The following is a 20235-nucleotide window of genomic DNA, read 5'->3' as shown; positions in this document are numbered from 1 at the left end:
ACCTCAAAGGGGCGGGAGGGGCCCCTAGCGGTCGTCGCCTCCGGGGCCGATATCGTCCAGATAATCCTCGTCAATCGCAGCCTGAACCGCGCCGGTCACCGCCTCGCGCTGTTTCGGCGACAGGTCTTCGGGGTCCTTGTCATCAGCCAGCCGTACCGTCACTTCACGGTGGGCAAAGCGGATGCCTTCCCGGGCGAACAGCTCACGGATTTCCTGATAGACCTTCTTGCGCACCAGCCACTGATCGCCCGGTTTGGTCATAAACTTGACCCGGATGATCATCGCCGAGTCCTGCATCTCGATCACGCCCTGCGATTTCAGCGGCTGGATAAAGTTCTCGCCAATCACCGGGTCGGTCAGCAATTGCTGGCCCAGTTTCTTGATCAGCTTCCGCACCTTCTCGACATCCGTGTCATAAGTCACCCGCAGGGGCAGTTTCATGATAACCCAGTCGCGGGAATAGTTGGTCAGCACCTTGATCTCTCCAAAGGGAATGGTGTTGAGCGCACCCAGATGGTGGCGCAACTGGAAGGAACGGACCGATATCTTTTCGACCGTCCCTTTCACATCGCCAATGTCGATGTATTCCCCCTTCCTAAACGCATCATCCAACAAGAAGAACGCGCCCGAGAAGATGTCACGCACCAACGTTTGCGAGCCAAACCCGACGGCGAGACCGACGACACCGGCACCGGCAAACAGCGGGCTGACGTTGATTCCGATCTCCATCAACACGATCAGAACAATGGTCACGACAACAACCGCCAGAATCGCCCCTCGGAACAAGGGCAGCAGGGTCGCCAACCGGCTCTGCCCGCCTTCGCCGCCTTCGTCACCCAGTTCGGCATCGGTTCCGTCATCCACCTCTTCGGCGATCTTGCTGTCGATCCAGATGCGGAAGAAATGGAACAGGATGTAGCCGATGAACAGGATCACCATCACGTCCAGCGCACGCTCGACGGGTAAATCCTCGCTCCAGCTTGCGTTCGGGTTCCAGATCACCACCACCGCATAAAGCCCGACGACAAAGGCCAAAATGCCCGCCACGCGCCGTGCCAGATCCTCGTATGTCAGGATCGCGTGCTTTCGCTTCTCGGCTTCCGGGGTTTCCGTCTCAACGGGTTCATCCCCGTCGGGCTCAGCCTCGGCATTGATCTCTTCCATCTGCCGGTTGCGGTCAAAATACCGCTCGAGCAGGTAGTTCATCGCCCCATAGGCCACGACGACGGACATGAAGATCGCATAGCTGCTGGCCACGATCGGGATCGAGTTCTCGTTCTCCAGAACCAGATCGACCGCCAGCTTGAACCAGCTGAAAACGATGTAGACGATCAAAACCGGTGCCCAGGCGTAGGAGATGAGGCGCGAAATCCAGGACACCTGATCCGGGGCCCGCCCTCCGCGGATGGCGTTGGAAATGGCGCGGGCATTGAACAGGATCATCAGGACGTTCCCCAACGCGCCAAACATGGTCAGACCACCATAGACCATGGCGTAGACATTGTAGTTCAGCCCGAAATCCGCCACCCAGGTCGAGAACATCACCACCGAGATGTCATAGGTCGCCAGAGCCGAGGCCCAGATATACAGCCGTTTAGCGTTTCGGTCGGAAAAGGGCGGCAAGCGATATTGGCTCAGATAGGGCGACAGCACCATCCTCCACAGGTCCGACACCGTGCGCGACAGGAAAAAGGCGGTGAAGATCGCCGTCACCGTGAACTGGATCGAGATATCCTCGGCCTCGCCAAAGAACACATATCCCACGATTAGCGCCATCAACATCGCAAAGATCGTCCCGCCGATCCCCATCAGGAAGCGGAACACAAGAAACGGCATCTTCTCGCGATAGCCCTGCGGATTTTCCTTGCTGCGGGCCACGACCCAGCGCTTTGCAAACCGTTTTCCGTAGATTTCGGTGGACAGCCACCGCCCCAGCAGCAGGAACAGGACGTTCCAGCCCAACACCTCGACATAGGTCTGGATGCGGCCATCCGGGCTGGTCTGGCGCAGGACATACTGCACCTCGAACACCGAATACGGCAGGGCCTCCATCCGTGAGGCCATTGATTCCCGGAACTTCGTGAACCTCTCCTGCGCCTTCATCAGTTGCGAGCCACCGCCCATCGGGTTGTCGGATGCCTCGTCTTCCGACTGGGCACCGCCCTGGGTGTTCGCGGACACCACCTGCCCCCCGCTGTCGATCACGATAACGCTGGCACCGGCCTCGCTTGCCGCGCGGATCGCCGCTGCCAGATCGCTGTCGGTCGATGTTTCGGCGTCGGTGCTTGACCCGGTAGTGTACCCCGGAATCAACGACGTCTGCGCCATCACCCCAGCCGGATACGCCAGCAAAAGGGTCCAGAACGTCAGCAGTAACCCGGCCAGATGTTTAAATTTCATAAGGTCTTGCATCCATTTCCTGTCACCGAAGACAGTACAGAACAGGCACGGGCTGTTCAAATTTTCCCGCACGACGGTTTCTATATCGTGTAAAGGCGTGTTTTCAACGCACAGTCCTTTGCTGGTATTTTCAATCCGACAAAAATTGAATATGAACGGACCGGCATTCGGGTACAGCCCCGGATCGCTGGGTTTTCGGTCATTCCGGCACCAACACAAAACACTGACGCGATATGCCGAAGAACCCGTAAATTCCTGTTGCCAAATCGCCATGCATGGCACATTTGCGGCAGGCAACTCCGCCTTTGGCAAGCAAAGCCGGACAATATACGATAACTGGTGCAAACGCGCGGGAATTGCACCAAGACCACTAAAACGGGCAACAATATGAGCCTAGGCAAACAGACCACAAAATCCGGCCGCGCGCCGCGTCTCCTGTTTTACAGCCACGACACGTTTGGGCTGGGCCATCTGCGCCGGTCGCGCGCTTTGGCCGCCGCGATGACCGAGGCTGACCCGCAGGCCTCGGCCCTGATCCTGACGGGGTCTCCGGTGGCTGGTCGCTTCACCTTTCCCCGACGCGTTGATCATGTGCGCCTGCCCGGCGTTACCAAGCGCGAGGATGGCTCCTACGCCGCCCGCACCATCGGGATGGGCATTGATGAGGTGACCGAACTGCGCTCGGGCCTGATCCAGACCGCAGTCCAGCAGTTCGACCCGGACGTTTTGATTGTTGACAAGGAACCGACAGGTTTCCGAGGGGAGCTTTTGCCAACGCTGGAACAGTTGCAGTTTTCCGGCGACACAAAGCTGATCCTTGGCCTGCGTGATGTTCTGGACGAGCCCGAGGTTCTGGCCGCCGAATGGGCTCGGAAAGAGGCCATCGCCGCCACCGAACGCTTCTATCACGAAATCTGGGTCTATGGGCTGCGGTCAATCTATGACCCGACCAAAGGCCTGCCGCTCAGCCCCGCCGCGCAGTCGCGCATTCATTGGACGGGCTATCTGCGTCGCGACCTTGGGCCCGTGGGCGAGCCGCCGGAGCAGCCTTACATCCTGATCACACCGGGCGGCGGCGGTGATGGCAAGGCGATGGTGAACCTTGTGCTGTCGGCCTACGAAAAGGACCCCAACCTGTCTCCGCGTGCAGTGCTGGTTTACGGGCCGTTCCTATCCGGTGAGTTGCGGGACGAGTTTGAAACCCGCGTCGCCGCGCTGAACGGGCGGGTCACTGCGGTCGGCTTTGAATCTCAGATCGAAACCCTGTTCGCAGGCGCCGCCGGAGTGGTCTGCATGGGCGGCTACAACACGTTTTGCGAGGTTCTGTCCTTCGACAAACGCGCCGTCATCGTGCCGCGTACCACGCCCCGACTGGAGCAGTGGATTCGGGCATCGCGCGCCGAAAACCTCGGGCTGGTGCGGATGCTGGATGAACAGCGCGACGGGCTGACCGCTGACGCGATGATCCGCGCCATTCGCGACCTGCCCAATCAGCCGCTGCCCTCGCAGGCCATTCGCGGCGGGTTGCTGGACGGGCTGGACTACGTGACGGACCGTGTCGATGCGCTGCTGAGCCGGGAACAGGAACTGGCAACCGGATGAGCGCACCCGATCCTAAACTGGCGGTGCTGGTCAAAGGATGGCCGCGCCTGTCGGAAACGTTCATCGCGCAAGAGCTTGTGGCCCTGCAAGACGCCGGGCACCGCTTTGACATCTGGTCCCTGCGCCATCCCACCGACACCAAGCGCCACCCGCTGCATGACCGGTTCGGTGGCCAAGTGCATTATCTGCCCGAATACCTGTACGAAGAACCCCAACGGGTCTGGACAGCGCGGACCATCGCCCAACGCTTGCCCGGATATCCCGAGGCCTACCGGGTCTGGCGCGCAGACCTGCGCCGTGATCCCACCCATAACCGCATTCGCCGCTTTGGTCAGGCTTGCGTTCTGGCCGCAGAGCTGCCCGACGCGACCCGGGCGCTTTATGCCCATTTCATGCACACGCCTTCGTCGGTGGCGCGCTACGCCGCCATCATGTGCGGTATCCCGTGGAGCTTTTCGGCCCACGCCAAGGACATCTGGACCTCGCCGGACTGGGAGAAGCGCGAAAAGCTGCAGGCTGGCACTTACGGCGCGGCCTTTGGGGCCACATGCACCGCCATTGGGGCAGAGCATCTGCGCGGGCTGGCGGATGATCCGGCGCGGGTAGAGCTGATCTATCACGGGCTGGATTTAGACCGTTTTCCTTCTCCGCCCGAGCGCGAGCCACGCGCGGTGGACGGGCCGTTTCACATGCTGTCGGTCGGGCGGCTGGTCGAAAAAAAGGGGTTCGACCGCCTGATCGACGCCTTTGCCCAGCTACCGAACTCGCTGAACTGGCACTGGACCCATATAGGCGGCGGCACGCTCGGCGACGCGCTGCGCGGTCACGCCCGGACCGTAGGCATCGCAGACCGGATCACGTGGAAAGGCGCTTGCGACCAACCCGAAGTGATCGAGGCCATGCGCCGCGCGGACCTGTTCGTTCTACCCAGTCGCATCGCGGCAGATGGCGACCGAGATGGGCTGCCCAATGTGCTGATGGAGGCCGCCTCGCAACACCTGCCGATCCTGTCGACCCCGGTCTCGGCGATCCCGGAATTCATCGAAACTGGGACCCATGGGGTGTTGTCCGAGGACGATCCGGCCTCATTGGCAGCGGCGATTGTCGGGATGGCGTCTGCCCCCGACAAAACCGCCGACATGGCCATCGCCGCCTATGACCGCCTGATTGCCGAATTCCGGATGGACCCCGGCATCGCCCGCCTTTCCGCCCGGCTGAGCGCCTTGTGTTCGGATACCGCGTGATGGCCCGCGTCGCCTTTTACGCCCCGATGAAATCGCCTGACAGCCCAACGCCCTCGGGCGACCGGGAAATGGCCCGGAACCTGATGCGCGCGATTGCTGCCGAAGGTGATCAGGTTGATCTGGCCTCGCGCCTTCGTATTTACGACAAAACCGGCGATCCCGCGTTGCAGCAAGCCCTGCGTGACAAGGCACAGGCCGAGGCGGACCAGCTGATCGCGGATTTGCCGCCCGACACTGCGCTCTGGGTGACCTATCACAACTACTACAAGGCCCCCGATCTGTTAGGCCCGCGGGTCTGTGCCGCGCGTGGCCTGCCTTACGTGCAGCTTGAAAGCACCCGCGCTTCAAGCCGCCTGAACGGTCCATGGGCCGGGTTCGCGCAGTCCGCGCACGACGCCTGCGATGCGGCGAAGGTGATTTTCTATCACACCGCAAACGACCTGATCACGCTACTGCGCGACCGCTTCGCCGATCAGCAATTGGTCGAACTGCCGCCCTTTCTGCCGCAAACCGACCTGCCACCGCAAAGTTTGGGCCAGGGGCCGATGCTTACGGTCGGAATGATGCGGTATGGCGACAAGCTGGCTTCGTACGACACTCTTGCACAGGCGCTGGCGCATCTAAAGGGCGACTGGCAACTGCGCATCGCAGGCGACGGCCCCGCCCGCGCCGAGGTCGAGGCAAAGATGGCCCGGTTCGGCGGAAGGGTTTCGTTTCTGGGTCAGTTGGACCGAGAAACCCTGCGAGCGGTCTATGAAAGCTCTTCGTTGCTGGTCTGGCCCGGTGTGAATGAGGCTTATGGCATGATTTACCTCGAAGCGCAGGCGACCGGCCTTCCCGTGGCCGCACAGGACCGCCCCGGCGTGCGCGATGTTCTTGCACCAGCGGGCTACCCCGCGGTTGAAGCCGGAGCAAAAGGGCTGGCGGACCACATTCAACGGCTATTGGGGGATGACCGGACACGCCACTCTCTGGGGACCAAAGCCCGCGCCCATGTCGCGCAACGTCATCTGATGCCCAAAGCGACCGAACGGTTCTGGGCGGCAATCCGCCCGATATTGGAGGCGTCATGACCCGGCTCGCCCTGCTCCGCCACGGACATACCCACTGGAACCGCGCGGGGCGGATTCAGGGGCGCAGCGACATTCCGCTGGACGATGACACGCGCGCGGAACTGGCGGGTTACAGCTTGCCGCCGGGGTGGGAGGGGGCCGATATCTGGTCCAGCCCCTTGCTGCGGGCCAGCGAAACGGCGCGGCTGGTCTCGGGCCGTGACCCTCAGACCTCGGAGGCGCTGACCGAGATGAACTGGGGCGATTGGGAGGGTCTGCGCGGGGTCGATCTGATCGCGGATGAAAACAGCGGCTACCGCCATATCGTAGACTGGGGGTGGGACTACCGCCCGCCAAGCGGTGAAACCCCGGCCGAGGTCTGGTCGCGGCTGCATCCATGGCTGACCAGCCTGCGAAACGACACGGTTGCGGTCTGCCATATCGGCATCATGCGCGCCATTCTGGCCCGCGCCTGGGGATGGAATTTCGATGGCCCGCCCCCCTTCAAGATCAAACGCAATCGTCTGTATATCGTTGATGTGCACACTCTGAGCCCCGACCCCGATCCCGTTCGCCTGATCCCGCGAGAGGCTGCCCGATGAAAGTCATGATCATCGTCACCCATTTGCTAGGCACCGGACATCTCAGCCGCGCGCTGACGCTGGGCCGGGCCTTTGCCGCGGACGGGCATGAAGTTCTTGTGGTCTCGGGCGGCATGCCAGCGCCGCAGTTGGACAGCACCGGCCTGACCCTGCTGGGCCTGCCACCGCTGCGGTCGGACGGCACGAACTTCACCCGCCTGCTGACTGACAGCGGAGAGATCGCGGATGACGCCTACCGCGCGGCGCGGATCACCGCGCTGACCAAAGCAGTTCAAAGTTTCCAGCCGCAGGTTCTGATCACCGAGCTTTTTCCGTTTGGCCGCCGCTCTCTGACTGATGAGTTCGAGGCCACCCTGATCGCCGCCCGAAATCTGCCCCACCGCCCCCTTATTCTGGGGTCGATCCGGGACATTTTGGCCCCGCCGTCCAAACCGTCGAAGGCCGAGCGCACAGATCAAATCGTGGCGAATTACTACGATGGTATTCTGGTACACTCGACCGAAAGGGTCATTCCCCTATCCGTTAGCTGGCCGGTCTCGGCAGAACTGGCGCAGCGCCTGCACTACACCGGTTTCGTAGCACCCAAAGCGCCGCAGCCGCATCCTGATGCGGTGGGGCGGGACGAGGTTCTTGTCAGTGCCGGAGGTGGCTCCGTCGGCCAGCCGATCTTTCGCGCAGCCATCGAGGCTGCCCGAAAGATGACCAACAGGCGCTGGCGCCTGCTGGTGGGCGGGCAGGATGCGCAAGCGCGAATTGCCGAACTATCGCGACTGGCCGAGGGCACGCCCGTGATCATCGAGCCAGTGCGCCCGGATTTCCGCCAGATGCTGCCGCATGCCGCTGCCTCGGTCAGTATGTGCGGCTATAACACCGCGCTGGACATTCTGCAGAGCGGAGCTCCAGCAGTGTTCATTCCGTTCGACGACGGCAAAGAAGTCGAACAGGGGCTGCGGGGACAAAGCCTATCGCAGATGCCTGCAATTGAAGTGCTGGTCAGTGGAAACCTGAATGGTTTCACGTTGGCCGAGGCCGTAGGCCGCGTGCTTTCCGACGGGCCGCGCGAGGCGAAGGATCTTGGGTTTGACGGGGCGCAGAAGTCGGTGAAGATTGCCAAAGAGCTTTGGGAACGCCGTCAATGAGCGTTAACTGGGCCCCTCTTGAAACGGAGTTGGGTCGCTGGCGCGATCAGGGTTTGACGCTGCCCTTGTGGTGGCGCGACGACGATGCCATTGCGCCCACGCCTCAATTGGACAAGTTGTCATACCTGTCCGCGCGGTTGAACCTGCCGGTTCATTTGGCCGTGATCCCAAAAGACGCCAGTCCGGAACTGGCGGAATACATGAGCAAGCGGGAGACGTTGATCTCGGTTGTCCACGGTTGGGCGCATCAGAACCACGCGCCAGCGAGTGAGAAGAAGTCGGAGTTCCGTCTGCATCGCCCCTTGGATGCGATAGTCGCCGATGCGCAGGCCGGGCTTGCCAAGCTCCGCACGCTGTTCGGCGATGATCTGCGCCCCATGTTTGTGCCCCCCTGGAACCGTATCGCGCCCGAGGCCGTGGCCCAACTGCCCGAAATCGGGTTTCGCATCCTCTCAACCGCGACCCCCCGCAAATCCGCGATGGCCGCCCCAGGCCTTGAGCAGATCAACACCCATCTGGACCCCATCGACTGGCGCGGCACACGCGGGTTGATGTCGCCGGATGCATTGATCGCGCAAACCGTCCATCTGTTGCAGGATCGCCGCGAAGGACGGGCCGACAATAACGAACCCTTCGGCGTGCTGACCCACCACCTCGTCCATGATCAAGACATCTGGACGTTCACCGAAGAGTTGCTAGGTACACTCCTGAACGGCCCTGCCATTCCGTGGACCGCCCCCAAAACCCAAAGGACCAAGACCCCATGAGCCGACTGGATTCAATGCTGCGCCGCTTTACCGCCCAGCGCGACGGGCTGAACTGGGCCGCCGCACAGATCGACGGCAAGCAGGGCGACGTTTTGGATATGGGGCTGGGCAATGGCCGCACCTATGATCACCTGCGCGAGATCCTGCCCGACCGCCGCATCTGGGTGATGGACCGGGTTCTGCAATGCCACCCCAGCAGCACCCCCCCACCCGAGGATTTTCTGCAGGGCGAAGCCGAGCCCATGTTGCAGAAACTCGCCGAACGTGGCCGCACGATTGCTCTGGCGCATTACGATTTCGGCAGAGGCATCAAAGAGGAAGACGTGGCCGAGGCCGCGCGCCTCAGCCCTCTGATCGCCGAAGTCATGCAGCCCGGCGGCCTGCTGATATCCGGCCAACCGCTTGTAGGGTTCAATCAGATCGTAGGGCCCGACACCATCGCGCCGGACCGCTACCTGTTCTACACCGCCTGATCAGGCGACCCGACGGCCCCGCGACCAGACCGCATTCAGCGCCGGGGCACCCGCACGCATCCGGAACCGGATCAGATCGGCCCGCGCACCGACCCGCAATGCGCCCCGATCATCCAGCCCGGCGGCCAATGCCGGGGTTTGCGTCACCGTCCTGATCCCGCGCGCCATATCGCCCCACATCTCACCAAGCATCACCGCCGAAAGCAGCAGTGCCGAGGGCACATAGTCGGACGACACGATATCCAGATGGTCCAGCTCGGCCAGTTCTCGGGCCGAGACATTGCCCGAATGCGACCCGCCCCGGATCACATTCGGCGCACCCATCATCACCTTGATGCCGTGATCGTGGCAGGCGCGCGCCGCCTCGACCGTGGTGGGAAATTCGGCCAACCGGATCCCGTGATCGGCGGATACGCGCACCTGCTCAGCCGTCGTATCGTCATGGCTGGCCAGCACAGAGCCAAAGCGGCGGGCGGCCTTGACCGTTTCAAGCTCGTGCCGGTCGCCATTGCGGTCGCGCAGACCTTTCAGTTGCGCCACATGCTGCAGGAACGTGTCATCGTCCATCGCGTATTTGACCTTCAGATAGGTCTCGAGCTTCGACATATCCCGAAACTGCCGCTGCCCCGGCGTGTGGTCCATGATCGACAGCAGCCCGACGCGGTCCTCGGGGCCGAATTCATCCAGTTCCTCGACCAGCGTTTCCGAGCACACCTCGGCTCGCAAATGCAGGAAATGGCTGATCTTGAGCGCATCCTGTTCGCGCAATTCCCAGAGCTCGCGCGACAAACCACGCGCATATTTCAGATATCGCGCCGCGCCGGTAGGAATCGAACCGATGCGCATGGCGTCGAACACAGTGGTGATACCGGTGCTGGCCAGTTCCGCGTCATGGGCGATGATGGCAGCGGCATGAGGCCAGTCGACCTGAGGGCGCGGCTGGATGTGCCGTTCCAGATTGTCGGTGTGCAGCTCAACCAGACCGGGGCTGACATAGTCGCCCTCGCAATCCACGGCACCTGCGGGAACGCCCGCACCGGTGTCGATACCGGCGATGGTCTCGCCCGCGATCCGGACACTGCCGGTAACGGTCTCATCCGGCAGAACAAGCGTGGCATTGGCAAGGATCAGTTCTTCTGTCATCTGACCTTCACGCAGTTTGAGTTAGGGAACGGCCAGGTAGGAGGCCAATGTGACGTTCAAGCGATACGCGATCTATTTTGCGCCGCCTGCCGGAGCGGAATGGGCGAGGTTCGGTACAGACTGGCTGGGCTGGGACATGGAGACCGGCCAGTCTGCCGCGCATCCCGTTGTGGAGGGCGTGGATGTCTCTGCCGTCACCGAGGTTCCGCGCAAGTATGGCCTGCATGCCACGCTGAAGCCGCCTTTTCGTTTGGCAGAGGGCCAAACGCTCGCCGCGTTGCAGGACGCCTGTGCCCGACTGGCCACGCAGCAGCAGCCGGTGGTGCTGGACGGCCTGGAAATCGCCCGGCTGGGCCGCTTTCTCGCGTTGCGCCCACTGGGCGACACAGGCGCGCTGAACGCGCTGGCCGCCGCCTGTGTCCGCGATCTGGACCCTTTCCGCGCGCCCGCGTCCCAAGCCGAACTGGCCCGCCGCCGTGCTGCCGGTCTGACGCCGGTGCAAGAGGCCAACCTGACCCAATGGGGCTATCCATATGTCATGGATACTTTCCGGTTTCACATCACACTCAGCGGCAGGTTGGAAAAACCGACACTGGCTTGGGTGCAAAAGGCGCTTGAAGCTCACCTCGGACCGCTGCTGCCCGCGCCATTCCACATCGCCGATCTGGCGCTGGTGGGTGAAGCCGAAGATGGGCGATTTCATCTGATCCATCGCTACGCCCTCTCTGGTTGAAGGCGGGTCAGGATTTCGTCGACCGTGGCCTCTAGCGGCCCGGAATTGTCGACCTCAATCACGCGCTTTAGCCCTTCGGGCAACCGTGCTTCTGCCCGCTCCAACCGCCGCGCCTGTTCATCCACGCTTTCTCGCCCGCGATCTGACAGACGCCCGGCCAGAACCCCGGCATTGGCGGTCAGAGAGACCACGATCAGGTCGCCAAACACCGCCTGCGCATGCAGCAGCACCCCCCGCGAAAGGTTGACCAGAACCGCATCGGCCTGTCCGCGCTGCGCCGCAATCCCGGCGGGCACGCCATACATCAGCCCATGCGCGGACCAGTGCAAAACGAACGCTCCCGCCTGCACCATCTGACGGAACTCAGCCTCGGACACCCGGTCGAAATCCTCACCCCTTTCACCCTCGGGTCGGGTTATGACACGGCGCACGGGCTGAATGCCCGGCATGCGGGCTGCCAGCGCGTTGATCACGCTGTCCTTGCCAACCCCTGATGGGCCAACGACCGCTATGACCGGAGCAAGGCTCATGCCGCCCGCCCCGGCGTGAACTCCGAGACATCGACCGCCCGGTCACAGACCTGCGCGCGCGCCTCGACATCGTGGAAAATGCCGACAATCGCCGCGCCGCGCGCTTTGGCCTCTTCGATCAGAGACAGCACGGTTTCGCGGTTGCGCACGTCCAGACTGGCCGTGGGTTCGTCCAGCAGCATTGCGGGGTAATCATGCGCAAAACCGCGCGCGATGTTCACGCGCTGCTGCTCGCCCCCCGAAAAGGTCGTGGGGCTGAGCATCCACAGATGTTCCGGGATGTTCAGCCGCGCCAATAATCCGGCCGCCTTGTCCAGCGCCGCCTGCTTGTCACAACCCACCGCCAATAGCGGTTCCGCCACCACCTCAAGCGTCGGTACGCGGGGCACAACCCTCAGGAACTGGCTGACATAGCCCAGCGTTTGGCGTCGCAGCGTCAGTACCTCGCGCGGCTCGGCCCGCGCCACGTCCAGACCACCCACCAGCACCTGCCCCGAGGCGGCCAGATAGTTGCCGTAGATCACCCGCATCAGCGTCGACTTGCCCACACCCGAGGCCCCGGTCAGCGCCACACATTCGCCCGGCAACACCCTCAACGAAGCGCCCTCCATCACCGGAATCACCGCGCCGCCCTGATTATGCAGAGTAAAGCTCTTGCTGACATCCTTGAGTTCAATCATCGCTTCTTCTCGTCCCAAATACGGAATCAAACCTGTAGAACGCTGGACACCAGCAACTGCGTATAGGCATGTTGCGGATCGTCCAGAACCTGATCGGTCAACCCGGCCTCAACCACATGGCCGTCCTTCATCACCATCAGCCGGTCCGCCAGCAGGCGCACCACAGCCAGATCATGGGTGACGATAATGGCGCTCAGCCCCATCTCGCGCACCAACCCGCGCAGCAGATCCAGCAGCCGCGCCTGAACCGAGACATCCAGCCCTCCGGTCGGCTCGTCCATGAACACCAGCCGGGGGCCTGTGACCAGATTTCGAGCGATCTGCAACCGCTGCTGCATCCCGCCTGAAAACGTGGTCGGGCGGTCGTCGACGCGGGTCTCGTTGATCTCGACCCGGCCCAGCCAGTCAATCGCCTGGTCGCGGATCGCACCGTAATGGCGGTCGCCCACAGCCATCAGCCGCTCGCCGATGTTGCCGCCCGCGCTGACCGACATGCGCAGCCCGTCGCGGGCGTGCTGATGCACAAAGGCCCAGTCTGTGCGGCCCAGAATCCGACGTTCAGGCTCGGGCATGGTCACCGTGTCCACCGGCCCATCCGCGCGCGTGTCAAAGACAACCTGCCCCGCATCCGGTTCCAGATGCCCCGCGAGACAGTTCAGCAAAGTCGACTTGCCAGAGCCGCTTTCGCCAACGATCCCCATCACCTCGCCGGGGTAAAGATCAAAGCTGACATCCGCACATCCGATGCGCGGCCCATAGGTCTTTTTGAGGCCCTGAACACTCAGCAGCGGGGTCATGTCTCTCTACCTCGGATCATAGGCAAATTCGATCCGGTTGCCGCCGGGTTCGCGGATCATGAAGTGGATTTTGGGTCCTCCGCCCGAAGGTTCAGGGCTGAATTCGACCTCGACGCCGGGCCAGGTGCTGACCGTTTCGAACACCTTGTCCAGCGACTCGGCCGACGGGATTTTGAACGCGACATGATGCAGGCCCACATTGGCGTGTCGGTCAAAGGCGCGCTGATCCTCGCCTTTCTGCTGCCACAGGGTCAACACCGCCGACCCGTTGCTGATAAGGACCGACGGGTATTCGGGTCGCCCGCCGACCACCTCCCAACCCAGCGCATCGACAAAGAACCCTTTGGTCACGTCAAGATCGGCAACCGTCAGGCCCAGATGATCAATTCCAAGTACGTGTTCACGCATCATAAAGCATCCTCCTTGCCAAAACGCCCTTCATGCCCCGCCGCGCGGCGGGATCGGCAATAGTCGGTGTCCGAGCAAACGAACATCCGGTTGCCCGCGTCGTCCATGATCACCTCGTCCAGATAGCTGTCCTCGGCCCCGCACAGATCGCACGGATGGTCGGCTTTGGTGGCCTCGAACGGGTAATCTTCGAAATCCAGAGACACGACTTTCGTGTACGGCGGCACCGCGTAAATCCGCTGTTCGCGCCCAGCGCCGAACAGTTGGATTGCGTCCATCTCCAGCTTCGGGTTGTCGAATTTCGGGATCGGAGACGGGTCCATCACGTAGCGACCTGACACTTTCACCGGATAGGCGTAAGAGGTCGAAATCGCCCCGTGCTGGCTGATGTCCTCATACAGTTTCACATGCATCAGCCCGTATTCCTCTAGGCTGTGCATCTTGCGCGTCTCGGTCTCGCGCGGCTCCAGAAAGCGAAGGGGTTCCGGGATAGGCACCTGATAGACGATGATCTGATCCTCGCGAAGCTTCGCCTCGGGGATGCGGTGACGGGTCTGGATCACTGTCGCCTTTTCCGTCTCTTCCGTGGTTTCAACACCCGCAGTGTTTTCAAAGAATTTACGGATCGAGACCGCATTGGTCGTATCATCCGCCCCCTGATCAATCACCTTCAATGTATCTTCAGGCGTCAAAGTCGCCGCCGAGACCTGAACCCCGCCCGTGCCCCAACCATAAGGCATCGGCATCTCGCGGCTGGCGAAGGGCACCTGATAGCCGGGCACGGCGAGGCCCTTAAGAATTGCCCGCCGGATCATCCGCTTGGTCTGTTCATCCAGATAGGCGAAGTTATACTCGCTCATGACGTTTTGTTCCTTGTGACAAATCGAACGGAGAACAGGTTTTGAACGGCATTACATTTTTTGAAATCGCGCTTATCGTCGGCGTATTGGTATTCATCATCTACATTTGGCGAATGCCCACACGGAACCGGCACCGTCAGCGGGGTCACGGTGTCGATAGCGGCTCGGGCGGCTCCTGGTATGGCGGCAGCAGTGATTTCGGAGGAGGCGATTGCGGCGGCGGAGGTGACTAAGTCAGAACCGGCAAAGCGGCGACACAGGTTCATAGCAGGCCCCTTTCCGTCAACGCGGCTTCCAACGCCGAAGGTGAGGTAAAGTGGATGCCATCCATCCCCACAGCGCGCGCGCCTTCGACATTATGCAACCCGTCATCGATGAACACGCAATCCGTCGCAGCAACACCTGCCCGCTCGCACAACAGTTGGAAAATCCGCGCATCAGGTTTCATCACACCCTCCTGCCCCGAAACCACAAGTGTTTCAAAAACCTCACCCAGACGCGGATGAACCTTCAGACCCTCGGGCCATGTCTCGGCTGACCAATTGGTGATGGCATGGACAGGTGTTCCTTTTGCCTTGAGACGGTCCAGCACCTCCCATGTGCCATGAAGCGCGTTTTCAACGGTCCTGGTGTAAAGGCCAACATATGCGGCAAACAGGCGTTGGTCCGCAGGGTCGCCCAACTCTCGCGCCATGTCAGCAAACAGTTCCCCATTATCACCCCGCGCATTACGTTCGCGAAAACCTGTACGCTCGATGAAGGCGTGTGCGGCCTCTTCCGAGCCCAACGCCTCGACCCAGGCCAGATGCGGCTGCCAGTCGACCAGCACGCCACCGATGTCAAAAACCACAGCCTTCATTCTGCAGCCTCCTTTAGGGTGATCCGTTCTTCGGCCTCGCGGCGCAGCTTGCGCACCAATTCCAGTTCGGACTGGAAATCGACGTAATGGGGCAGCTTGATATGTTCGAGGAAACCGGTGGCCTGAATGTTATCCGCATGGCTCAGGACAAATTCTTCATCCTGCGCCGGTGCGCCCAGATTATCCTCGCCCAGTTCCTCCCAGCGCAGCGCGCGATCCACCAGTGCCATCGCGATAGCTTTGCGTTCGGACTGGCCAAAGACCAGCCCATAGCCGCGCGTGAATTGCGGCGGTTCGGTCTTGGAGCCTTTGAACTGGTTCACGGTTTCGCATTCGGTCAGTTCGACCTCACCAATGTCGATGGCAAAACCAAGCTCGGGGATGTCCATCTCGACCGCGACCTTGCCGATCCGCAGCTCGCCCACAAAGGCATGGTTGCGGGCATAGCCACGCAGGGTCGAATAGGCCATGCCGAGCACAAACCCCTCATCCCCGCGCGTCAGGGATTGCAGGCGCAGCGGCCGGTTCGCCGGAAATTCCAGCGGCTCGCGCGTCAGGTCGCCGGGCGTGGCGTCGCCGGCGGGTTCGTCCTGAATGATGCCCTCATCGTGCAGGAACTCGGTGATATGGGGCGTGGGTTCTTGCCGCGCGATACCGTCGGGCGCGGCGGGGACTTCGCCATCGGCGGCCAGTTTGAAATCCAGCAGACGGTGCGTGTAGTCAAAAGTCGGCCCCAGAACCTGCCCGCCCGGCGCATCCTTGAACGTGGCAGAGATTCGGCGGTCGCAGGTCATACCCCCCGTCTCAACCGGATTCGAATAGCCAAAGCGTGGCAGCGTTGTGCGATAGGCGCGGATCAGAAAGATCGCCTCGATCAGATCGCCCCGCGCCTGCTTGATGGCAAGCGCGGCAAGGTCGGGGTCGAACAGGGACCCCTCGGCCATGACCCGGTTCACCGCGAGGCTCAACTGCTCCCGAATCTGGGCAAGGCTGAGTTCCGCCACATCGGTCGATCCGCGCCGTTCCTCGGCCAGCCAGGCGTGGGCGTTCTCAATGGCCTTTTCGCCACCTTTGACAGCTACATACATCGCCTAACCCTCCGCCCCGATCTGCGTGCTGCGCGGCAGGGCCGCGACCTTGCCACCGCAGGTCAGGAAGAAATCGCATCCCAACGGATATAGCGCCGCATTCGCCTGCATCGCCTTGGCGTCCGGCAGCGACAGATGGGAGACGTCCTTGATACCCGGCCCGCTCAGTTCTGCGCCGCTTTGCTGCAGATCGCCGCATTCCACGATCAGAGTGGCCGAGCGATCCGGGTATTCCGGCGTCCCGACCCGGTACATGCTAAGCGATCCAAGCGCTTCCCACGTGCCAACGGCAAAATCCGCATCCGAGGCCGAGACAAACGGCGCGCCGGTGTGGAAGGTCAGCCATTCCCGCACCGCCTCGGTATCGACCGAGCCCGCCAGATAGACCTTGGTTTCGGGGTCGCACAGGGTCAGTAGCAAGGTGCTCGCCGCCACCGACAACGGCGCGGGTGGTTCGCTGCCCGACAAGGTGCGGATTTCACCGGGGCGGGCCATGACGGTCATCGCGGCGCGAAAGGCGTGGGCGGCGTCGATCGGGGGATTCTGAAATCCGCCTGAATACTGGGTTTGAGCGGCCATCAGTCCTCTCCCCGCGCAACCGTGAAAAACTCGACCTTCGTGGCCGCCGCTTTTGCAGCGCGCGCTGTTTTCTCAGCCTGCATCTGGCGCTTTAGCGGATCGACAACCTTGCGGCGCACCGTGTCCGCCGCCGGGGTCTGCATCAGCGCATCAATCAGCGCCGCCGCCTCGGCCTTGGGTTTGGAACGGCCCTGCACATAGGCATGGCCAACGGTGCCGTCCTCCAGCACCACCGAGCAGCGCGTGACGGTCATTTCGCCCAGATTAAACGGCGCGCCGGTTGCCCCGGTGCGCCCCCGCACCATCACGCCGCCAACCTCGGGTGCGCGCAGCCAGTTGAAGCTTGGCCGGGCGTCAACGGTGTCCCAAAGGGTCATCACCGCATCCTCGGGTGCGCGGGCCAGCAGGCCCATCCATTCCTTCCGCGCAACGGTGGTGGCTTCTGTCTGATCGGTCATCAAAACCTCTTGGCCGGGCTGTCTACATGAACTATACAACTAGACAAATATTAACCTGCGGAGCCTCACCCCGCAATCTCAAACTCTGTGAAGAATTGGTAACATGCGCAAAACGCCCATCTGGAAGAGCATCGCGCTGGGGCTGACCTCGGACATCGCCGAAGGGCGCTATCAGACCGGAGACCGCTTGCCGACCGAGGCGCAGTTGGCGGCGACCCACGGCGTCAACCGCCACACGGTTCGGCGGGCGCTGTCCGAGATGGCCGAACAGGGGCTTGTTCACGCCCGGCGCGGAGCCGGGGTGTTTGTCGCGGCGCGGCCCACTGATTATCCGATCGGCAAGCGCGTGCGCTATCACAAGAGCATCTCGGCCAGCGGCAAAATCCCCGGCAAGAAGATCCTGGCGCTGACCACCCGCGCCGCCGACGCCGCCGAGGCCGATGCGCTGAACCTGACCACCGGCGACCCGGTCCATGTGTATGACGGCCTGTCGCTGGCTGATGGTCAACCTATCGCCCTGTTCCAAAGCATCTTTCCCGCCCGGCGCTTTCCCGACCTGCTGACCGCGCTGACCGAAACGCAATCGGTCACAAAAGCCCTGCAAAGCTGCGGGATCGCGGATTACACCCGCATCTCGACCCGCTTGACGGCACGCGCAGCGACCGCGACGCAGGCCCTGCATCTGCGTCTGCCCGAAGGGGCACCCATCCTGTTTTCCACCGGCGTCAACGCGGATCCCGACGGAATCCCGGTTGAATATGGCAGGACCGCTTTCGCCGGAGAACGCGTGACCCTGACGCTGAACGGGGACTAGAAATCCGCTCCGATCCAGAGGCAAAGGCAAAACACCAGCGCAAAAGTTTCAGGGACTACCCTTCGACGCGTCGCACCGCTATACGCTTCCCCAAACTTCACCTGACACGAGGCCACAATGAGCTTTGACCGCACTATCAAGATCGCCCCGTCGATCCTGTCCGCCGATTTCGCCAATTTCGGGCAAGAGATTCAGGCTATCGAGGCGCAGGGCGCGGACTGGGTCCATGTCGATGTGATGGATGGCCATTTCGTTCCCAACCTGACCTTCGGCCCGCCCGCCGTCAAAGCCTTCCGCCCGCATGTGAAGACGGTGATGGATGTGCATCTGATGATCACTCCGGTTGATCCCTATATTCAGGCCTATGCCGACGCAGGTGCCGACATCCTGACGGCCCATGTCGAAGCCGGCCCTCACACCCATCGCACCCTGCAGGCCATCCGCGCCGCTGGCATGAAAGCAGGCGTCGCCCTGAACCCCGGCACACCGGCTGAGGCTGTCGAGCACCTGCTGGATCTGACCGATCTGGTCTGCGTGATGACGGTGAACCCCGGCTTTGGCGGTCAGAAATTCATCGATATGACCAGCAAGGTCCGCAAACTGCGCCAGATGATCGGCGACCGCCCCGTGCATATTGAAATCGACGGAGGCGTTGATCCCCTGACCGCACCGCTGGTCGCAGCAGCCGGGGCAGATGTTCTGGTGGCCGGGTCGGCGGTGTTCAAGGGCGGGTCGGTTTCAGCGCCGGAGGTCTATGGCGCGAACATCCGGGCGGTTCGGGCGGCGGCCGAGGCCGGGCTGTCCTGAACGCCGCATTTCGTTCGGCGGCTCTGGTGCCTACCTCAACACCAGAACCTTTGACATAACGTCTTTCAGCGCAAGTTTGCGTTGAAGAAGTCGATTGTCCGCGACCAGGCCAGTTCAGCAGCTTCTTCGTCATAGCGCGGCGTTGAATCGTTGTGGAACCCGTGATTCACACCCGGATAGACATGCGCGGTGAAGTTTTTGCCATGCTCCTTCAGAGCTGCTTCATAGTCCGGCCACCCGGCATTCACACGCTCGTCAAGCTCGGCATATTGAAGAAGCAGAGGAGCTTTTATCTTCGGCACATCTGCAGCGCTGGCCTGACGCCCATAAAACGGCACCGAGGCCGCCAGTTCGGGGTATGCCACCGCCATCGCGTTGCAAACACCGCCGCCATAGCAGAACCCTACGCAACCGACGCGGCCCGTTGTGTCCGGATTGTCAGAAAGAAATTCGTATGCGGCAAAGAAATCGTTCATCAGCTTTTCGCGGTCAACCGTGCGCTGAAGCTCCCTGCCGTCCGCATCGTTACCCGGATACCCCCCGACCGAGGTCAATCCGTCCGGTGCAAGGGCAATGAAACCCGCCTTGGCAACACGCCGCGCCACATCTTCGATATAAGGGTTCAGGCCCCGATTTTCGTGCACAACCACGACGGCTGGCACTGGTCCCTCTGTATTTGCGGGCCGAACCAGATAGCCACGCACCTCGCCATGTCCGTTTGGCGAGGGATAGGTGATGTATTCGGGCATGATGTCGGGGTCGGTGAAACTGACCTGCTGAGCGAGCGCATAGTTGGGTGACAACGCCTGCAAAAGCGCAACCGCCGTCAGCCCGCCCACCGCGAACTTTGCGGCACCGTCCAGAAACTCGCGCTTGGTGATCCGTCCATGCGCGTAATAGTCGTAGAGATCCAAAAGCTCCTGATCGAAATCGGCGGCAGTCATTCGGCGAGATGGACTCTGGTCGTTCATAGTGCTCTCCCTGTTCAAACATGCGGTGTCTTTTTGCTCAGGAAGCGTAACACAAATCCAGCGGTCTTGATCTGCGAAAGGATATGAGCGTTCAAATCTGCGGGAACCTTGCAAAGCGTGCGCAGGGGCTGAGAAACGAAAAGGCCGCCCCATTGGGACGGCCTTCTTTAGTTCGCCGGTGTGGGCTCTCATTGCTTCTTTGAAGCAACTGCCGCCCACCGCTTTCCAA

General features: G+C 61.9%; 23 protein-coding genes. 10 read left to right on the top strand and 13 right to left on the bottom strand.

The window, feature by feature from the left end; genetic code table 11:
* Positions 1 to 24 precede the first annotated feature (24 nt).
* The gene (locus ACR0NJ_RS10645) at positions 25 to 2400 is read right to left on the bottom strand and encodes a mechanosensitive ion channel domain-containing protein (protein WP_480817106.1); all 2376 of its coding nucleotides are present in this window, start codon (positions 2398 to 2400) and stop codon (positions 25 to 27) included.
* A gap of 387 nt (positions 2401 to 2787) precedes the next feature.
* Here ACR0NJ_RS10645 and ACR0NJ_RS10640 point away from each other — a divergent pair, with 387 nt between their 5' ends.
* Genes ACR0NJ_RS10640 through ACR0NJ_RS10610 form a run of 7 tightly spaced genes read left to right on the top strand, consistent with a single transcriptional unit; the run spans position 2788 to position 9279 of the window.
* Entirely contained in the window at positions 2788 to 4002 is a 1215-nt protein-coding gene (locus ACR0NJ_RS10640) for a glycosyltransferase family protein (RefSeq protein ID WP_480817105.1), read from the top strand.
* Positions 3999 to 5246, top strand: a complete 1248-nt coding sequence (locus ACR0NJ_RS10635; protein ID WP_480817104.1) for a glycosyltransferase family 4 protein — start codon at positions 3999 to 4001, stop codon at positions 5244 to 5246. Before ACR0NJ_RS10640 ends, ACR0NJ_RS10635 begins: the two co-directional genes overlap by 4 nt.
* Entirely contained in the window at positions 5246 to 6319 is a 1074-nt protein-coding gene (locus ACR0NJ_RS10630) for a glycosyltransferase family 4 protein (RefSeq protein ID WP_480817103.1), read from the top strand. The genes ACR0NJ_RS10635 and ACR0NJ_RS10630 overlap by 1 nt, the downstream gene beginning before the upstream one ends.
* On the top strand, positions 6316 to 6900 hold the full coding sequence (locus ACR0NJ_RS10625) for a histidine phosphatase family protein (RefSeq protein ID WP_480817102.1): 585 nt from the start codon (positions 6316 to 6318) through the stop codon (positions 6898 to 6900). Before ACR0NJ_RS10630 ends, ACR0NJ_RS10625 begins: the two co-directional genes overlap by 4 nt.
* Positions 6897 to 8039, top strand: a complete 1143-nt coding sequence (locus ACR0NJ_RS10620) for a glycosyltransferase family protein (RefSeq protein WP_480817101.1) — start codon at positions 6897 to 6899, stop codon at positions 8037 to 8039. Before ACR0NJ_RS10625 ends, ACR0NJ_RS10620 begins: the two co-directional genes overlap by 4 nt.
* On the top strand, positions 8036 to 8806 hold the full coding sequence (locus ACR0NJ_RS10615; protein WP_480817100.1) for a polysaccharide deacetylase family protein: 771 nt from the start codon (positions 8036 to 8038) through the stop codon (positions 8804 to 8806). Before ACR0NJ_RS10620 ends, ACR0NJ_RS10615 begins: the two co-directional genes overlap by 4 nt.
* The gene (locus ACR0NJ_RS10610) at positions 8803 to 9279 is read left to right on the top strand and encodes a class I SAM-dependent methyltransferase (protein ID WP_480817099.1); all 477 of its coding nucleotides are present in this window, start codon (positions 8803 to 8805) and stop codon (positions 9277 to 9279) included. Before ACR0NJ_RS10615 ends, ACR0NJ_RS10610 begins: the two co-directional genes overlap by 4 nt.
* Here ACR0NJ_RS10610 and ACR0NJ_RS10605 read toward each other — a convergent pair whose 3' ends face one another.
* Positions 9280 to 10422 carry an alpha-D-ribose 1-methylphosphonate 5-triphosphate diphosphatase gene (locus ACR0NJ_RS10605; protein ID WP_480817098.1) on the bottom strand — a complete coding sequence of 381 codons (1143 nt, stop codon included), beginning with the start codon at positions 10420 to 10422 and terminating at the stop codon, positions 9280 to 9282.
* Positions 10423 to 10471: 49 nt separating this feature from the next.
* Between ACR0NJ_RS10605 and ACR0NJ_RS10600 the strand changes: the two genes are divergently transcribed.
* Positions 10472 to 11155, top strand: coding sequence for a DUF1045 domain-containing protein (locus ACR0NJ_RS10600; RefSeq protein WP_480817097.1), 684 nt, complete (start codon positions 10472 to 10474; stop codon positions 11153 to 11155).
* On the opposite strand, the gene phnN is transcribed toward ACR0NJ_RS10600, so the two are convergent.
* The 10 genes from phnN to phnG are packed head-to-tail and all read right to left on the bottom strand — an operon-like array spanning position 11137 to position 17414.
* Positions 11137 to 11685 carry a phosphonate metabolism protein/1,5-bisphosphokinase (PRPP-forming) PhnN gene (gene phnN, locus ACR0NJ_RS10595; RefSeq protein WP_480817096.1) on the bottom strand — a complete coding sequence of 183 codons (549 nt, stop codon included), beginning with the start codon at positions 11683 to 11685 and terminating at the stop codon, positions 11137 to 11139. The two genes, ACR0NJ_RS10600 and phnN, sit on opposite strands and share 19 nt — an antisense overlap.
* Complete coding sequence (phnL, locus tag ACR0NJ_RS10590) at positions 11682 to 12365, bottom strand: phosphonate C-P lyase system protein PhnL (protein ID WP_480817095.1); 684 nt, start codon at positions 12363 to 12365, stop codon at positions 11682 to 11684. The genes phnN and phnL overlap by 4 nt, the downstream gene beginning before the upstream one ends.
* Positions 12366 to 12391: 26 nt before the next feature.
* Positions 12392 to 13162 carry a phosphonate C-P lyase system protein PhnK gene (gene phnK / locus ACR0NJ_RS10585; protein ID WP_480817094.1) on the bottom strand — a complete coding sequence of 257 codons (771 nt, stop codon included), beginning with the start codon at positions 13160 to 13162 and terminating at the stop codon, positions 12392 to 12394.
* A gap of 6 nt (positions 13163 to 13168) precedes the next feature.
* Positions 13169 to 13573, bottom strand: a complete 405-nt coding sequence (locus ACR0NJ_RS10580; protein ID WP_480817093.1) for a VOC family protein — start codon at positions 13571 to 13573, stop codon at positions 13169 to 13171.
* Positions 13570 to 14430: an alpha-D-ribose 1-methylphosphonate 5-phosphate C-P-lyase PhnJ gene (locus ACR0NJ_RS10575; protein ID WP_480817092.1), complete on the bottom strand. Its 861-nt coding sequence runs from the start codon at positions 14428 to 14430 to the stop codon at positions 13570 to 13572. Before ACR0NJ_RS10575 ends, ACR0NJ_RS10580 begins: the two co-directional genes overlap by 4 nt.
* Complete coding sequence (locus ACR0NJ_RS10570; protein ID WP_480817091.1) at positions 14427 to 14696, bottom strand: hypothetical protein; 270 nt, start codon at positions 14694 to 14696, stop codon at positions 14427 to 14429. Before ACR0NJ_RS10570 ends, ACR0NJ_RS10575 begins: the two co-directional genes overlap by 4 nt.
* Entirely contained in the window at positions 14693 to 15289 is a 597-nt protein-coding gene (locus ACR0NJ_RS10565) for an HAD family hydrolase (protein ID WP_480817090.1), read from the bottom strand. The genes ACR0NJ_RS10570 and ACR0NJ_RS10565 overlap by 4 nt, the downstream gene beginning before the upstream one ends.
* Positions 15286 to 16377 carry a carbon-phosphorus lyase complex subunit gene (locus tag ACR0NJ_RS10560; RefSeq protein WP_480817089.1) on the bottom strand — a complete coding sequence of 364 codons (1092 nt, stop codon included), beginning with the start codon at positions 16375 to 16377 and terminating at the stop codon, positions 15286 to 15288. The genes ACR0NJ_RS10565 and ACR0NJ_RS10560 overlap by 4 nt, the downstream gene beginning before the upstream one ends.
* A gap of 3 nt (positions 16378 to 16380) precedes the next feature.
* On the bottom strand, positions 16381 to 16956 hold the full coding sequence (phnH, locus tag ACR0NJ_RS10555; protein WP_480817088.1) for a phosphonate C-P lyase system protein PhnH: 576 nt from the start codon (positions 16954 to 16956) through the stop codon (positions 16381 to 16383).
* Positions 16956 to 17414, bottom strand: coding sequence for a phosphonate C-P lyase system protein PhnG (gene phnG, locus ACR0NJ_RS10550; RefSeq protein WP_480817087.1), 459 nt, complete (start codon positions 17412 to 17414; stop codon positions 16956 to 16958). The genes phnH and phnG overlap by 1 nt, the downstream gene beginning before the upstream one ends.
* A 103-nt stretch (positions 17415 to 17517) precedes the next feature.
* Here phnG and phnF point away from each other — a divergent pair, with 103 nt between their 5' ends.
* Together phnF and rpe are read left to right on the top strand one after the other, a co-directional pair.
* Positions 17518 to 18228, top strand: a complete 711-nt coding sequence (gene phnF, locus ACR0NJ_RS10545) for a phosphonate metabolism transcriptional regulator PhnF (RefSeq protein WP_480817086.1) — start codon at positions 17518 to 17520, stop codon at positions 18226 to 18228.
* A gap of 117 nt (positions 18229 to 18345) precedes the next feature.
* Positions 18346 to 19035, top strand: coding sequence for a ribulose-phosphate 3-epimerase (rpe, locus tag ACR0NJ_RS10540; protein WP_480817085.1), 690 nt, complete (start codon positions 18346 to 18348; stop codon positions 19033 to 19035).
* Positions 19036 to 19100: 65 nt separating this feature from the next.
* Here rpe and yghX read toward each other — a convergent pair whose 3' ends face one another.
* The gene (gene yghX / locus ACR0NJ_RS10535) at positions 19101 to 20006 is read right to left on the bottom strand and encodes a YghX family hydrolase (protein ID WP_480817338.1); all 906 of its coding nucleotides are present in this window, start codon (positions 20004 to 20006) and stop codon (positions 19101 to 19103) included.
* Between the last annotated feature and the right edge of the window lie 229 nt (positions 20007 to 20235).

It is taken from the genome of Ruegeria sp. F11 (assembly GCF_056533855.1).
Note: the sequence above shows the minus strand (reverse complement) of the source record. Positions and strands in the feature narration are given on the sequence as shown.